The organism is Salinibacillus xinjiangensis (genome assembly GCF_009649735.1).
Lineage (GTDB): Bacteria > Bacillota > Bacilli > Bacillales > Alkalibacillaceae > Salinibacillus > Salinibacillus xinjiangensis.
Genome location: NZ_WJNH01000005.1, coordinates 30,374 through 45,512 on the forward strand (window position 1 = coordinate 30,374; position 15,139 = coordinate 45,512).

General features: G+C 37.8%; 18 protein-coding genes. 1 reads left to right on the forward strand and 17 read right to left on the reverse strand.

Features of this window, described 5'->3' with window-relative positions; translation table 11 throughout:
* Positions 1-76 precede the first annotated feature (76 nt).
* The 14 genes from GH754_RS08645 to sleB form a co-directional block, all read right to left on the reverse strand.
* A complete protein-coding gene (locus GH754_RS08645) occupies positions 77-805 on the reverse strand; it encodes a hypothetical protein (protein WP_153728333.1) in 729 nt (242 codons plus the stop codon).
* 20 nt (positions 806-825) lie between these two features.
* A complete protein-coding gene (locus tag GH754_RS08650) occupies positions 826-1,023 on the reverse strand; it encodes a DUF2768 domain-containing protein (RefSeq protein ID WP_153728334.1) in 198 nt (65 codons plus the stop codon).
* Between the two features lie 286 nt (positions 1,024-1,309).
* A complete protein-coding gene (locus tag GH754_RS08655; protein WP_323741932.1) occupies positions 1,310-1,573 on the reverse strand; it encodes a stage VI sporulation protein F in 264 nt (87 codons plus the stop codon).
* Positions 1,574-1,639: 66 nt separating this feature from the next.
* Positions 1,640-2,677 carry an NAD(P)H-dependent glycerol-3-phosphate dehydrogenase gene (locus GH754_RS08660; RefSeq protein WP_153728335.1) on the reverse strand — a complete coding sequence of 346 codons (1,038 nt, stop codon included), beginning with the start codon at positions 2,675-2,677 and terminating at the stop codon, positions 1,640-1,642.
* Between the two features lie 15 nt (positions 2,678-2,692).
* A complete protein-coding gene (gene der / locus GH754_RS08665; RefSeq protein WP_153728336.1) occupies positions 2,693-4,003 on the reverse strand; it encodes a ribosome biogenesis GTPase Der in 1,311 nt (436 codons plus the stop codon).
* Positions 4,004-4,160: 157 nt separating this feature from the next.
* Positions 4,161-4,754 (reverse strand): YphA family membrane protein, encoded by a 594-nt coding sequence (locus GH754_RS08670; protein ID WP_153728337.1) that lies wholly within the window; start codon positions 4,752-4,754, stop codon positions 4,161-4,163.
* 54 nt (positions 4,755-4,808) lie between these two features.
* A complete protein-coding gene (gene fni, locus GH754_RS08675; RefSeq protein WP_153728338.1) occupies positions 4,809-5,840 on the reverse strand; it encodes a type 2 isopentenyl-diphosphate Delta-isomerase in 1,032 nt (343 codons plus the stop codon).
* 15 nt (positions 5,841-5,855) lie between these two features.
* A complete protein-coding gene (gene rpsA / locus GH754_RS08680; protein WP_153728339.1) occupies positions 5,856-6,986 on the reverse strand; it encodes a 30S ribosomal protein S1 in 1,131 nt (376 codons plus the stop codon).
* A 92-nt stretch (positions 6,987-7,078) separates the two neighbouring features.
* The gene (locus GH754_RS08685; RefSeq protein ID WP_153728340.1) at positions 7,079-7,657 is read right to left on the reverse strand and encodes a lysophospholipid acyltransferase family protein; all 579 of its coding nucleotides are present in this window, start codon (positions 7,655-7,657) and stop codon (positions 7,079-7,081) included.
* 11 nt (positions 7,658-7,668) lie between these two features.
* A complete protein-coding gene (gene cmk, locus GH754_RS08690; protein WP_323741933.1) occupies positions 7,669-8,346 on the reverse strand; it encodes a (d)CMP kinase in 678 nt (225 codons plus the stop codon).
* Positions 8,347-8,448: 102 nt separating this feature from the next.
* Positions 8,449-8,607, reverse strand: a complete 159-nt coding sequence (locus tag GH754_RS08695) for a DUF5359 family protein (protein ID WP_153728341.1) — start codon at positions 8,605-8,607, stop codon at positions 8,449-8,451.
* A 105-nt stretch (positions 8,608-8,712) separates the two neighbouring features.
* Complete coding sequence (locus tag GH754_RS08700) at positions 8,713-9,363, reverse strand: flagellar brake protein (protein WP_194841318.1); 651 nt, start codon at positions 9,361-9,363, stop codon at positions 8,713-8,715.
* Between the two features lie 132 nt (positions 9,364-9,495).
* Positions 9,496-10,836 (reverse strand): germination protein YpeB, encoded by a 1,341-nt coding sequence (gene ypeB / locus GH754_RS08705; RefSeq protein ID WP_153728343.1) that lies wholly within the window; start codon positions 10,834-10,836, stop codon positions 9,496-9,498.
* A gap of 15 nt (positions 10,837-10,851) precedes the next feature.
* On the reverse strand, positions 10,852-11,742 hold the full coding sequence (sleB, locus tag GH754_RS08710; RefSeq protein WP_153728344.1) for a spore cortex-lytic enzyme: 891 nt from the start codon (positions 11,740-11,742) through the stop codon (positions 10,852-10,854).
* 445 nt (positions 11,743-12,187) lie between these two features.
* On the opposite strand from sleB, the gene GH754_RS08715 reads away from it, so the two are divergent.
* Positions 12,188-12,358 (forward strand): hypothetical protein, encoded by a 171-nt coding sequence (locus GH754_RS08715; protein WP_153728345.1) that lies wholly within the window; start codon positions 12,188-12,190, stop codon positions 12,356-12,358.
* Between the two features lie 30 nt (positions 12,359-12,388).
* On the opposite strand, the gene prsW is transcribed toward GH754_RS08715, so the two are convergent.
* From prsW to GH754_RS08730, 3 genes are all read right to left on the reverse strand, one after another.
* Positions 12,389-13,081, reverse strand: coding sequence for a glutamic-type intramembrane protease PrsW (gene prsW / locus GH754_RS08720; RefSeq protein WP_323741934.1), 693 nt, complete (start codon positions 13,079-13,081; stop codon positions 12,389-12,391).
* A gap of 87 nt (positions 13,082-13,168) precedes the next feature.
* Complete coding sequence (locus tag GH754_RS08725) at positions 13,169-14,131, reverse strand: asparaginase (RefSeq protein WP_153728346.1); 963 nt, start codon at positions 14,129-14,131, stop codon at positions 13,169-13,171.
* 11 nt (positions 14,132-14,142) lie between these two features.
* Positions 14,143-15,135: a YpdA family putative bacillithiol disulfide reductase gene (locus tag GH754_RS08730; RefSeq protein ID WP_153728347.1), complete on the reverse strand. Its 993-nt coding sequence runs from the start codon at positions 15,133-15,135 to the stop codon at positions 14,143-14,145.
* Positions 15,136-15,139 lie beyond the last annotated feature (4 nt).

Genomic DNA, 15,139 nt, shown 5'->3' on the forward strand with positions numbered 1-15,139 from the left:
TCCGAACATGATACACTATATTCCTCCAAACAAAAAAAGATACCTCTAATAGGCATCTTTTTTACTATTTTTGCTATTAATTTTCTTTATTAGTTTGAAAAACAGGTTCTCCCTTTTCAATTGTATACGGAAGAGAATAGGCTGGTACAATCGGATAATGCTCGGCCAAAATCATTCGGATATCGTCTCCAGGTTTATAATTGTGCTTATGTTCTTGTAAGGCCTTAAATAAATCAATTCGATAATCAATAAATAGCTTACCATTTGAATCCATCACAACGGGCAAATTAGAGCCTGAATATGGACTTTTTACCACTGGTGGATGCTCTAATCCTAATTTCTCGGCATTCACCTTATACACCTCATTTGTAATTTTTTCACCAAATGGCGGGTATAGATTTTCATTTCGATATATTTCTATTTGAAAATTTAATTCTCTTAATTTCTCAGCAAAACGTAAATCCACTAATTTTACGTTGGCTTCATTTTCTGGATCTAAGATAACATACTGAAAATACCCACCCTCTTCATAGGCATTACCAGGCGTTGATGCTAAAAATCCATTTTGTTTTAGCTTTTTAAAATCGATTGGGTATTTAATAAAAGTCGGTGTATCGCTGTCTCTTGTTTTGATTGGCAGCCGTCCATTATTTTGTTTTTGGAAGTCTGTCACGGCTTGTTGAACTACCTCAAGTTGTAAATCATCTGGCACCTGATTCTTTTTAAGCTCTTCTTGAGGATATAAACAACCAGATAACATTGCTATACCTACTACACTGATTATCATAAGCCATAATCGTTTCATGCTGAATTCCTCCGTTACTATTACGCAGTTGGTCCACTAAATACAATATAAAAAATGATAATTCCACCTACAACCATAAATATGTAAGCAAGAATACCAGTAATCACACTGAAGAATCCCTGCAGTTTGTTTCTACTTAAATAAATTAAACCGATTGCAAGAAATAAAAAGATCATTCCAGCAAAGGATATGTACATCTTTAACATACTCTGACTCATCATTAAACGCTCCTTTAAAGCCCTTTAAAACCACTAATTTATACTTGTCCTATATTTTGATACCTTATATCAAGTATAAAATTCGACAATATTATATCATATCAAGACATATTATGGATAGAAAAACAGTACCACTCTAAAAAGCAAGCAAAAACCGAGGTGAAGGGGCTAACACCTCGGTCTAACTAAATTTATCCCTTACCTTGCAGCTCTATTTAGATTTATTGCTGCGGTTTATTGTATGCGTACACGAATATTGTTGTATACTCATGTGCCCAAGCAATCTTTATTTCTTTAACATCTTTTGCAGTGTGTTCATATCCATTGGCATGTTTTGTTTTGTGATCATATTAACAATTTGGTCTTCCTTCGCTTTTGGTAAAGGTTTATTTGCCATTTTTGAAAGTTTACGAACCAGTTTGCGAACGGTTTTTTCATCTGAAAAATCTGCATTTTTAACCGAATCGGCAACTTTCAGTATTTCATTGGATGATATATTCGCATTGTTTTCGATGTGACCAAATAAATTGTTTTGAGAGTCTTTTCCCACAGCCCTACCTCCTTGTCAGTGCGTTTCACCAATATTATATGCAAGGAATGTAGGGGTGTGAGATGATTAAAGCGTTTGATTACTTAAATCATCTGGTAATTCTTCAACTTCGTGGGTTTTTCCCCTATTCATTAACTGGTCCACAACATCTTTTGGTTTCTTTTGGTTAAAAAGCAGGTTGTATATCCCATTTGTAATCGGCATTTCGATTCCACGTTCTGCTGACAATTGGTGTGCAGCTTTCGTCGTCCTCACACCTTCCACAACCATGCCCATTTGGTCTAACACGTCCTCTAGTTTATATCCTTTACCTAACAAGTGACCAGCTCTCCAGTTTCGACTGTGGGAGCTGGTACAGGTGACAATTAAGTCCCCCACTCCGGTTAAACCAGCAAATGTTAAGGGATTAGCTCCCATCGAAGAACCAAGTCGAGCAATTTCAGCCAACCCTCTTGTAATAAGAGCAGCTTTTGCGTTATCTCCATAATCCAATCCATCAGAAATTCCCGCACCTAATGCGATAATGTTCTTCAAGGCTCCACCAAGCTCTACGCCTACGATGTCAGGATTGGTGTACACGCGAAAGCTTTCATTTATAAAAAGGTCCTGTGCATGCTGAGCAAGAGTTTCATCCGTAGAAGAAACCGTCACTGTGGTTGGATGTCTAGCCCCAACCTCTTCAGCATGACTTGGTCCAGAAAGCACGACAACTTCCCCATATAAGTCCTTGGGCAGTTCTTCTTCAATTACCTCTGAAACCCGCTTCAACGAATCTGGCTCAATACCCTTACTCGCATGAATTAAGGTTACTTTATGATGTAAAAGGCCTTTAAGCTGTTGACATACCTCTCGTATAGCTTTTGTAGGCACAACAAGCACAATGGCTTCCACATCATTAATGGCCTTCTGTAAATCATGGTAGGCTGTAATTTGTTTGGGAAGCTCAATCCCTTTTAAGTATCGTTCATTCATATGGGTTTCGTTAATTTCTTTTGCCTGCTCTTTTCTATGTGTCCAAAGTCTTACCTCATGTTGATTATCACCTAACACTAAGGCTAAGGCAGTTCCCCAGCTGCCTGCACCTAAAACAGCAACTTTCCCCATCATCTAGCCTCCTTATCATTTCCTCTGACGTGCATAAATCTTTATTGGAGTTCCCTCAAAACCAAAAGCCTCCCGAAAGCGATTCTCTAAAAATCGTTTATAAGAGAAATGCATAAGCTCTGGATCATTAACAAATACCACGAAGGTAGGCGGCTTCACGGCCACTTGAGTAGCATACAGGATTTTAAGCTTTCTTCCTTTAATCGAAGGAGTAGGGTTAATCGCTAGGGAATCTACAATCACTTCATTTAAGATGTTCGTTTGTACACGTTTCGCATGGTTCTCGCTCGCCTCTACAATTTTCGGCATTAACGTATGTATTCTTTTCTTTGTAATGGCAGATAAAAAGACAATCGGGGCATAATCTAAAAACTGAAAACCATCCCTTACCTTATCCTCAAACTTTTTCATTGTCTTATCATCTTTTTCTACTGTATCCCACTTATTTACGACAATGATAACAGCTTTCCCTGCTTCATGAGCATAACCAGCAATTTTCTTATCCTGTTCGATAATCCCTGAATCTGCATCCAATACCACTAAAACAACATCCGACCGCTCAATAGCTTTAAGTGCCCGCAAAACACTATACTTCTCCGTTTTTTCATAGACCTTACCGCGTTTCCTCATTCCTGCCGTGTCAATAATGACATATTCATCACCATCACGAGTAAAATTCGTATCAATGGCATCTCTTGTTGTTCCAGCAATGTCACTTACAATGACACGTTCTTCACCCAGAATCGCGTTTACAAGTGAGGATTTTCCTACGTTCGGTCGGCCAATCAGGCTAAAGCGGATCACGTCATCGTCGATATCCTCTATTTCACGCTCTGGAAAATGTTTGATTACCTCATCAAGCAAATCCCCAAGGCCTAAACCGTGGGTACCTGAGATTGGAAAGGGCTCTCCAAAGCCTAAAGAGTAATACTCGTAGATTCGATCTCTCATGTCTGGATTATCCATCTTATTTACCGCTAACACCACAGGTTTATTTGATTTAAATAACATACGTGATACTTCCTCATCTGCTGCGGTTGCGCCTTCTCTTCCATCAATCATAAAGATTATGACATCTGATTCGTCGATAGCAATCTCGGCTTGCTGTCTCATTTGAACGAGTAGGGGCTCATCTCCAATTTCTATACCCCCTGTATCTATTATGTTAAACCTCGTATTTAACCACTCTGCTTCTGAATATATACGGTCACGTGTAACACCTGGGATATCTTCAACAATGGAAATTCTTTCACCAACTAATCGGTTAAAGATAGTTGATTTTCCCACATTTGGTTTCCCCACGATCGCCACTACTGATTTTCGCATTTTAGGTTCACCCTTTATATGTTCGTGTTAAAAACTTATTTTCGCACGTTAGCGAATTCATTTTTTTCTAGTGTGTTCAAAACCCTTCTTATACAGAAGAGCCTGTATCTAGCTTTTATATTTTAGCAAAAGTGGTATAAATAAACAAATCTTGCTTCTATACTTTTAACTTTACTCTTGCATTTCGCAAAGCTTGTTCTACCTTTTCACTAAATTGTCGAATTTTATACACAGTTGTTAACAAGAGAATCATTAAGACTAAATCTATAAGATATGTATAGTCACCTATAGTTTCCTGAAAACCATAGGATTTTCGAACCAATCCAAATAATAGCTGTCCAAAGGATGTACTGACCATCCAGACCGCAATTCGATCTTTTAGTTCATCTATAAATATAAATAATAAGAGACTACTAACTGCTACAACAAGAATAGAACTTGATATAAACAGCCACAAGGGATTTAATTTTTCCCAGATTTGTAGGCCGCTATATCCAAAGCTTAGACTAATGGTTAAACACATCGGTACCAATTTCTGTTTCGTTCTTGATAACAAAAACATACCTAGCAGTAAATTTGGCAATAATGGCCAATAAATCATAATGCCTAGGCTGATAAAATACATATTTGATATGATGATTAACATGAGAACGCCTGATGAATAATAAAATCTTTTAACATGATCTTTTTCAAAGAAATAAACGATAATCCATAACAACCAAGCTAACCAATAAAATACCCAATTTTCCATAAAAAAACACCTACCATTTTCAGTATAGGTGTTTTTTTATGAACTTAATCACTTTTATACATTCTTTGTTCTTTGTTCAATCCATTCCTTTGTACGACCATATAAGACATGTGGAGAGTTGTTCAGCTTGCTTATATGGTCAGCACCAAGAGTGACCATGGCAATTTTGATTTCATCGTGAATGGAGTCAATTTTGGTTAAAAGGCTGTCAAATCCATCCTCCATAAGTGTACGAATCATTGGGCCTGCTATGCCGAACATCCTTGCGCCAAGGATTAATGCCTTCACCCCATCTAAGCCATGTCGAACTCCTCCTGAGGCAATTAAATTTACATCTGGATATGCAAATGAGACCTCTTTAAGCGATATAAGCGTAGGAATTCCCCATGTGTTAAATGATTGTAAATGCTCGTCTCGCCGGTTATTTTCAATGACGGAGAAGCTTGTACCGCCTTTTCCACCCACATCAATGTACTGAATCCCAATCTCCTTTAACATTTTTGCGCTTTCCTTAGAAATGCCAAAACCAACCTCTTTTATGATTAAAGGAATGGAGACATGCTCACGTATTTGTTCAATATTTTTTAACCGCTCAGAGAAGTCTCGGTCTCCTTCAGGCATTATTAATTCCTGCATTACATTTAAATGGATTTGAAGAGCATTTGCTTCAAGCATATCGATAGCCCTTAAAGCTTGATCAACACTTGCCTCACTACCGATATTTGCAATCACAACACCGTTAGGGTTTTCCTTACGTACGACTTCATATGTCTTTTTTTCGGTCTCATCTTTTAATGCAGACATTTGTGATCCTACCGCCATGGCAATGTTTTTTGTTTTCGCAGCGGCTGCAAGGTTGCGATTAATTTCTTCGGTTTTTTTGCCTCCCCCACCTGTCATTGCATTGATAAAAAGAGGCGAACTTAAAGAAAGTTCGCCGCATTGTGTTCTTAAGGAGACCTGATCCCAATTAAGGTGAGTCAAGCTTTGATGAATGACTTCCATTTCATCAAAGCTATTAAGCGTTGTTTGTCCTTGCTTAATGACTTCTTCTATGTGGGATATTTTACGCTTAGCTCGTTCCATGTTTATCACCAAATTTTATTCTTTTAATTTCCCTAGCTGATCTCCAATGACATCTCCTAATGAGAATGTACCTTGATCTTGTTCTTTCGTATATTGTTCAATTTCTTTCTTATTTTTATCATTTTCTACTTCACGTATACTTAATGACATTCTTTTATCTTGTTCATTGATGTCAAGCACTTTCACTTGAACTTGTTGATTTACCTCTAGTACCTCACTTGGTGTACCAATATGTTTGTCAGCGATTTGGGAAATGTGAACTAAACCTTCAACACCTGGATAAACTTCTACAAAGGCACCAAAATTCACTAACCGTTTCACTGTACCTTCAACCACATCTCCAGGGGATAGCTTCTCGCTAACACCTTCCCATGGACCAGGCTGAGCATCTTTTATAGATAGAGAAATGCGTTCTGTTTCGCGGTCTACAGAAAGTACTTTTACTTTCACAGTTTCACCTTCTGACACAACATCTGAAGCTTTATTCACATGTTCGTGTGATAATTGAGAAATATGAACAAGTCCATCAATACCACCTAAATCAACAAAAGCCCCAAAATCAGTTATACGTTGTACGACGCCCTCTAAGACATCTCCCTGATTAATATTCTGTAGAACCTCTTGCTTTTGCTTGCTCTGATTGTCTTCTTCTACAGCACGATGTGATAAAATCACACGGTTTTTCTCACGATCAATTTCAATAACTTTTAAGGTCATTGATTTACCTTTATAATCCTCAAAGTCCTCCACGAAATATGTTTCAACATGGGATGCTGGAATAAACCCTCTTAAGCCGACATCCGCAACTAGTCCACCTTTAACAACCTCTTTAACCTCAGCTTCAAAGACCTCACCAGTCTCTAGCTGTTTTTCTAATGTATTCCAAATCTCCTCTGCTTCAACTAAGCGTTTAGATAAAACAACTTCATCCTCTTCAGCCTTTTTTACCTGTAAGGTTAATTCGTCACCTTCTGACACAACATCAGTTATTTTTTCTACATGGAGATTAGATAATTCACTAATTGGTAAAATTCCTTCAACTTTATAGCCAATATCTACTAAAGCATGCTTCTCTTCTACTTTCACGACTTTACCTGTGATTTCATCCCCGACTGAAAGTTGCTGCACTTGGTTCATTTCATCCATAACCTATAGCCTCCTTAAATACACCTAACGAAAAAATATCCTTTTTTCTAAGTTCTAACATTTTAACTAATTTGTCAAGCTTATTGTATATGTTATTTATGTAGATTGATTAATTTTTGAATTTCGTCCATAATTCGATCGACAACTTCCTGTGGTGAAGCATTCTGATTTCTTAAGTCTTCTAATTCAACAGGTTCCCCATAAATCACTCGTAGTGGTTTTAATGGTTCATATTCCCCAATAATTGCGCACGGAATGACTGTAGCCTTTGAACGTAATGCAAAAAAACCTGTTCCGGCAAGACCACGTTGCAGCTCTCCTGATTTACTCCTGGTACCTTCGGGAAATAGCCCTAAAGTATGATTGTCCTTTAGTACTTGTAAGCCATCACGAAGCGCCTGACGATCCTTCATTCCCCGTTTAACCGGAAAAGCGTGTACCTTCCGAAGTATCGAACCAATAACTTTATTATGAAATAGTTCTTCCTTCGCCATAAAGTGTATGTCTCTTGGACATGTTAACCCTACTACGGGTGGATCAAAATTCGATATATGATTGGAACAGATAATCACTGGACCACTTTTTGGTACATTTTGTTTTCCAATCACACGAATTCGGTATAGGGGTTTAAATATGAACCAACATATCGTTTTTCCAATCTTATAAAGCATGTTTCTTCCCCTCAGTTTTCCATTTGGTTTTCTACCAAAGTTAGAATTTGGTTTGTTACTTCATCTATCGAATAAGATGTTGTATCAATTTCAACAGCATCATCGGCTTTGACTAATGGTGATGCGGCTCTTTCTGAATCGATTTGATCTCTTTTCTCTATTTCCTTTTTTAGCTGTTCGAAATCAGATGAGAAACCCTTTTCTTCATTTTCCTTATGTCTTCTCATCGCCCGTTCTTCAACGGAAGCGACTAAGAACACCTTCACCTCGGCATCTGGAATTACATGTGTACCGATATCCCGACCATCCATAACAACTCTTCTACTTTGCGCCATTTCTTGTTGGCGTTTAACCATTTCAGTTCTGACCCCTTCATGTTTCGATACATCGGACACATTGTTTGTGACAGCTTGAGAGCGAATGTCATTGGTCACATTTTTTTCATCTAATAAGACTATTTGTTGGTCTCCATGATGACTAAATTGAATTTCTGTGTCAATTAAAAGCTTGACCAATTTTGATTCATCTTGAACATCTATTTGTTTCTCTAAGGCCTTTAGTGTTAATGAACGATACATGGCCCCCGTATCGATATATACATAACCTAAATGTTTAGCAACCTTTTTGGCAACAGTACTTTTTCCAGCGGCAGCTGGTCCATCAATGGCAATTGCAATATCTTTCTTCACGATGATGACTCCTCCTTAACCCTTAAAAAAAAGACAAGCAGGTTCTACCTGCTTGGGTTATGTAATACACAATAAAATCATACCATACCCCATATTATTGGTCTATGGAAATGAAGTGACAGGTTTTTGAACACCAATATAGTCATACACAGGGTTGACATATTGATTAATGTTCGTTTGAGTGACTAACCATTGCACTATAATTAATAGAAGAAAAAGTAAGATGATGACCGCTTTTACATAACGCTCAAAGGTTTTCATTATTGATCAATCCCTTATCATTGGAGAACGTTCCTGAATAGGTCCAATTCTTTATTCTAATCTTACTTTTTCCAAAGTTTTTCTTCATTATTCTTAAGACACTTCCTACTTATCCTCCAGTTGCTTTTGGAAACAATATTGTATAACTTTTTCTCGATCAAAATTTGAAATTTCTAGAAATTCAATGGATGCGTAATATAAGTTTTTTTCCTTCTGAAAGTGTCGTATCACCTTACCTGTAGTATGTACATAATGATAATTCGTAGATTTAAATGGGAGTACAATCCAAATGTCAAGCAGCTCCCCCTTATGCAGTGTAATATGATAAGGTGTTACGATAGCAGTTCCACCACCACTAATATCAACTGTACTAGTAGAAAAGGTCTGAACGGGCTCTTTGTCGATACAATGCACCGATACATCTACTGCTGTTTTGACCCTCACAAAATCTCTTCGCTGAATAGTTGATAGCTCTTGTCTTCCAGGAAAATATAAAACAAGCACTGGAATATCGCCCATTTTTCTACGAGCGACAACTTTAGTTTGAAAAGTATATACCTTTTGATCCTTCGCTACAAACTTTGCACTTAATTGTGTTCCTTCAAAAAAAATGGTTGTTTTTCCTGTTGCATCATTTTTGGGATAATCAATAAAATAAAGGTGTTCTTGAATATCAATAATTTTACAAGAGTATTGTTGATTGTTTTTTTCATTTTGTTCATTAACCGATAGCGATAATACTGTTCCAACCTTCACTATGCTCCCTCTCCCCCATCTGTCCATTACCTATTATTATGACAAAAAAGGTTCCATGTCGGCAAGATAGTAAGGAAATATTTCCAAAAAAAAGACAAAAGCTCCTTTTACATGAGCTTTTGTCTTTTGTTTCTATGCTGAGGTTTCAAAGTTTTCCTCCGCTTGTTTTAGTTTTTCCACTTGTTCTTCAAAGCCATCATTAGCATTGATATAGATACGATAAGTATCGTCACCAAGTGTTCCTAAGAATTCATATACCAATACTTCTTCACCGAGATCATTCTCGATAACTGCTAGGGATTCTTCTTGAATTTTAACATTTGGGTTTACTTCTTCCTTCGCCTCCTCAACAGTAATTTTAGGCTCACTAATGTCTCGCTCCTGGTGATGGACAAGAAAGTCTCTCGCCGATAAACCAATGACATCACCGTTATCAAGAGCAACCTTTACCTGAACGGTATCAGGGTAGATTCGGATATCATCCTGTTGATAAGCGAAGGAATAAACACCTACATTATTATATTCTGCACTATTATGTGCTTCCATATTGTCATAGCCTAGCTTTTCAAGAAACTTTTTTGCTTTATTCATGCCATCATATAAACCAATGGATTTTTCACCAACGTCACGATTGACAATCATAGATATTAAGTAGCCGCCTTTTTGGGTGATATCCATATAGCCATGTTTATCATCCTGCTCAAACGAAGCGCTAAAAACCTTTATGTCTGAACCTTCTCCAGAAGTAGTAATCTTAAGATTGCCGTCATTCACCTTAAAAAGGTCTTTAGCTAACGACTTCACTTCGTTTTCACTTATGTTTTCACCTTCAAGTTTAATCTCTTTTTCATTATCCTTAGATACACCACTTAGCTGTTGTGAGAAATTCCCTTCTGAAAAGGATTCAACATTTTTTTCCACGGTTTTAAATCCATCAATAATCGTATTGTCTGCCTTTTGATCATTATTGACGAGTGCTAATTGGACATCCATCCAGCGTAGGTTATTTTCTAAAGCTAGATGCTGTACCTTGCGGAGCTCTCTTTCAATTTCTCCTGCCTGCGCATATAATTCTTCGAGCATTTTCGTCTCTTCGACTGTTAGCGGATCATCATCAAGTCCACGCACAGCGGTACGGTAGGAAAAGTCACCTATATTAGATAAAAACTCTTCTGTTTTATTAAACGGGATTAACGTTAATGGTAACTGACCCACTTCAGAATGAGCATCAGATGTAATACGCCAAATTTCAGCTAATTCTGGGGAAAGACTTCTTGGTGAATTCATTGCTAAAACGGTACCAAGTTTATCATGTAGTAAATCAACATAATACGTTAAATCATGGAAAGATCTTTGGTAGTTGTTTTCCGCTTGTATTAAAACCGCATTTTTTTCTTGATGTTCTTGGTATCCCCAAAATCCAACACCAGCTACACCTATGGCCAAAACAGCGATCAATATCCAACGAATCATCCTCTCACTCCTTCCTTATTTACAAAAGATGTGTTTACCAATTTTTTTGATTTGCGGTCTAGACCAAATCCAGTCTGATGTCGCTGTATCTGGATTAAAGTAGTAAAGGGCATTACCTGAAGGATCCATGCCATTTAAAGCATCCATTACTGCTCGTCTAGCCTTGTCGTTTGGTTCTAACCAAATTTGTCCGTCACTTACCGCTGTAAAAGCACGCGGCTCAAATATAACGCCAGATACAGTATTCGGGAATGTCGGACTCTCCACACGATTTAAGATAACTGCTGCAATTGCTACCTGTCCTACATAGGACTCCCCTCTTGCCTCTCCATAAACTGCATTTGCTAATAGCTTTATATCATTTTGGGAATAACCACTCGGCACATTCACAGATGTTGGTTGTGGAGGTGTGTCTTCTCCACCACCGCCTTGATTTGCTTCTTGCTTCTGCCCTTGTTCGGCTTGTTGTTGTTGAGCAGATTGTCCTCCTGTGCCTTGCTTTTTCTTTTTCGTTTGCTTATCTAGCGAGGTCCCACCATAATAAGTAAACTCTTTTCCACTTCGTAGTTGCTCATAAACCCACTTTTTATCGTATTTACTAGCTTTTCTTAGTTTAGCTTTGGTTTCTTCTCCAACTAATCCGTCAATATCTAAACTAAATTCCTTCTGAAAGTTTCGCACAGCCCAATACGTACCCCAGCCAAAAAGTCCATCAATTTTGCCTTTATAAAACCCTAAGTATTGCAATCTAGCCTGCAATTCAATGACATCGTCACCACTTGATCCTTTTTGCAATATCCTCGGGCTAAACGCCTCTGACTTATTGTGATCCTGATAAGTAGATAGAGGAATAGTTAACATTAATAAAAATACAACAAAACATAAGAGAAACTTTTTAAGAGTCATTTTCAATTCCTCCTGCATTTAAGCGATTCATTTTTTGTCCTCTATATGTTTTGTTGAAAATACACTTTTATACTTTCATACAACAAAAAAATACCTCATCTACTATTAGATAAGGTATTTTATCAACATTATAATTGCTAACATCTTTCTTTTACTTAGATATAAACTGCGACGTAACTCTAGCGTGACTATTTCCATTTATTTATGATGAGTGCACAACCATCGCTCCGGGGTCTCACCTTTCTCCTTTTGCTCCCAATAACCAATAGTTCAGCTCTAAATAAACGAATGAGGAACTGCTTTTAGCGTAGGAAATACACGGAGACTCCTGTTCGGTTAAAAACGGCCATGTCCCTGTGGCAGACAAAAGCTTTTTAACCATGCATTCATCAGAACATTCCAATAGTGGAGGCAGGATACGGAGACTCCTATGGGAGGAAGCATGGTGAAGAACCCGCAGGAAGCGGTCTTTGCTTCCGAGGAGGCTGAGGCCACGCCCATGGAAAGCGGAGTATTCTGCCGGAACGGTATGCATGCACTCAATATTCATCAGAACGATTTAAGCAACACTAAAGAGTCTAACTATGTCACCTTCTATATCTACTGTAAAGTATAAAAGGCAACAACGTTTACGAAAATAGCCTATCTAAAACATTTGCTTATCCGAATCTTCAAAAACAACCACCTTTTTATTCGCTGTCAGTTCATTGGCTATCTTCACACGTCTCATTGCAAATAACCATAAGAAAACCATGAACGGAATCATAACATAAATCCAATTACTTGTTATTGTAATAAGTAAATAGTCATATAGTCCATGCAAAGAAGCAGGAATAAATAGAGCGGCAATTAAAAAATGGGAAGAGGATTTTTTACTGAATTTTGTTTTTCCCATATAATATCCCATAATCACCCCAAATAAAGCATGTGAGGAGACAGGAAATATTGCTCTCGTAAAGGCAAACTCAATTCCGTGTGCAAATAAGTAAAGCAAATTTTCTAAACTGGCAAAGCCAAGACTAATGGCCACACCGTATACAATACCATCATAATGATTATCAAAATGTACATGCTTATAAATCACATAAAGGAATATAAACCATTTAAAGAACTCTTCTAACAGCCCAGTTAGTAAAAAAGAACTGACTAAAGGTCCTTGCCCAATACCCTCTGCTGTGAAAGCATACTGAATAAACATAATCGGGAAAACGAGCAAAACACCGAATACAAAGGCTCTCATCACCATAGATAAAGGTTCGGAGTCAAAGCGATCCTTCAAATAGAAAAAAGCAAGTAATGCAAAACCCGGAGCAATACTTGCCGATATCATTCCAACCACTTGACTCCCCCCTTTATTTAGAGCATTATCTTTTTTTATCCTACCATGAAATAACACCCTTGAAAATATGCATATTCATGGGAATCTTTATAGGGTTGGGGGGAATTCTTGAACACCCGCTGCCAGCATCACGGCTAATTTAATTCTAGCCTTTTTACTGTCGTAATCGCTCCCTAAGATAACACCCTTCGTAACCAAATCATAGGCGCTGCCGTCATAATCATAGGTTGTATAAACAGCACCTTCCTCAGAGCTTGTTGTTACAACGACCTGAATCCCCTTTTCAACGCACTTTTCAATCGCCTCCAGCATGTAAGGAGATACCTGACCTCGACCTACACCTTCTAAGATGATTCCCTTTGCACCAGCATCAATTGCTGCCTGCACAAAAATACCATCACTATTAATGTAACACTTGACGATGTCGACTCTCGGTAGCGGCTGGTTAACCGTATATGTGTCTCGTTTAATGGGCTTTTGGTAGACAAATACCTCGTCGTTGTCAATAATCCCCAAATACCCAAAGCCAAAAACATTAAAGCCCTGTATATTGGACGCATGTTCTTTTTTTACGTATTTAGCGGCAAAGATTCGCTCATTAAAAACCACAACAGTTCCAGCATGACGAAGGGCCTTACACTGGGCTGAATAAATAGCATGACGAAGATTAATAAAAACATCACTACCTAAATCACTTGGAGAGCGCTGAGAGCCAGTAACCACAATTGGTCGTTCATCCTCAATGGCCAAATCTAAGAAGTAAGCCGTTTCCTCAAGGGTGTCAGTACCATGAGTAAGCACAATACCATCAACGTCATCATGCTGAAAGTGATGTTCAATGCGTTGTTTTAAGTGCAAATAGTCCTGGAACGTTATGTGCATACTCGGTTTTTGAAATACCGACTCGATCACGATGTCGATGTCAGTTGGCAAATCACATATCGCTGCTAACTCTTCACCAGTTAATGCCCCTGAGGTTAATTTACCTGTCTCTTTGTTTGGTGCACTTGCAATAGTTCCTCCAGTTGTTAGAAGTATCACTTTACTCATATAGCTCTCTCCTATTTGCTGTTTTCTTTATCAACAATGGAATTTGCAATCTGTTTACCATGAAATCTCCCATTCTCAATAAAGATTTCATTATTATTAAAGCCTGCTGCAATTACTCCGGCGATATAAATATTAGGTATATTGCTTTCCATAGTCTCTTCATTATATTTAGGTCGACCTGATTTTTCGTCAATCTTTATATCCATACTAGCTAAAAAGTCATGATCTGGATGATAACCAGTCATGGCGAAAACAAAATCATTTTTTAACGAACTTTTCTCCTGTCCCACCGTATAATACACCCGGTCCTTGGTAATTTCTGTCACATGACCATCAAATATCATATTTACGATTCCTTTTCGAACTAGAGAATCAAATAAAGGTAAAATCCAAGGTTTTACACTTTTAGAATACTCACTACCACGATAAATCACGGTTACCCTGGCGCCAGCTTTTACTAGCTCTAAAGTAGCATCCACAGCTGAATTCTTACCACCAATAACAACAACATCCGTGTTGAAGTATGGATGTGCTTCCTTAAAGTAATGCATGACTTTATCTAGTTCTTCTCCTGGAATGTGAAGTAAGTTTGGCTGACCATAATAACCTGTTGCAACAATTACATATTTACTTATATATGATTTCAGATTCCCATTCCGATCTTCTGTTTCCACGCGAAAATCGTCGTCATCTTCTTTTTCAATAGTTGTAACTGTTTCATACGTATTTATTCTTAAATTTCGACGTTCCGCTACAGTGCGGTAGTAGGATAGGGCTTCATTACGTACTGGCTTTTGTTTTTCAGATATGAATGGAATATCGCCAATTTCTAATTTTTCACTAGAGCTAAAGAATGTTTGATGAGTCGGGTAATGATAGATCGCATCGACTACATTCCCTTTTTCAATTAACAATGGGTCAAGGCCACATGATTGCAATTCTATTGCTGCTGAAAGGCCACAAGGGCCTGCACCAATGATGATAATTTTTTCTTTATTTTCCATAATG

Excerpts from the sequence above, each read along its gene's own strand:
- GH754_RS08645 (WP_153728333.1), bottom strand. The coding sequence starts at position 805 with ATGAAACGATTATGGCTTATGATAATCAGTGTAGTAGGTATAGCAATG.
- GH754_RS08650 (WP_153728334.1), bottom strand. The coding sequence starts at position 1,023 with ATGAGTCAGAGTATGTTAAAGATGTACATATCCTTTGCTGGAATGATC.
- GH754_RS08660 (WP_153728335.1), bottom strand. The coding sequence starts at position 2,677 with ATGGGGAAAGTTGCTGTTTTAGGTGCAGGCAGCTGGGGAACTGCCTTA.
- der (WP_153728336.1), bottom strand. The coding sequence starts at position 4,003 with ATGCGAAAATCAGTAGTGGCGATCGTGGGGAAACCAAATGTGGGAAAA.
- GH754_RS08670 (WP_153728337.1), bottom strand. The coding sequence starts at position 4,754 with ATGGAAAATTGGGTATTTTATTGGTTAGCTTGGTTGTTATGGATTATC.
- fni (WP_153728338.1), bottom strand. The coding sequence starts at position 5,840 with ATGGAACGAGCTAAGCGTAAAATATCCCACATAGAAGAAGTCATTAAG.
- rpsA (WP_153728339.1), bottom strand. The coding sequence starts at position 6,986 with ATGGATGAAATGAACCAAGTGCAGCAACTTTCAGTCGGGGATGAAATC.
- GH754_RS08685 (WP_153728340.1), bottom strand. The coding sequence starts at position 7,657 with ATGCTTTATAAGATTGGAAAAACGATATGTTGGTTCATATTTAAACCC.
- GH754_RS08695 (WP_153728341.1), bottom strand. The coding sequence starts at position 8,607 with ATGAAAACCTTTGAGCGTTATGTAAAAGCGGTCATCATCTTACTTTTT.
- ypeB (WP_153728343.1), bottom strand. The coding sequence starts at position 10,836 with ATGATTCGTTGGATATTGATCGCTGTTTTGGCCATAGGTGTAGCTGGT.
- sleB (WP_153728344.1), bottom strand. The coding sequence starts at position 11,742 with ATGACTCTTAAAAAGTTTCTCTTATGTTTTGTTGTATTTTTATTAATG.
- GH754_RS08725 (WP_153728346.1), bottom strand. The coding sequence starts at position 14,131 with ATGAGTAAAGTGATACTTCTAACAACTGGAGGAACTATTGCAAGTGCA.
- GH754_RS08730 (WP_153728347.1), bottom strand. The coding sequence starts at position 15,135 with ATGGAAAATAAAGAAAAAATTATCATCATTGGTGCAGGCCCTTGTGGC.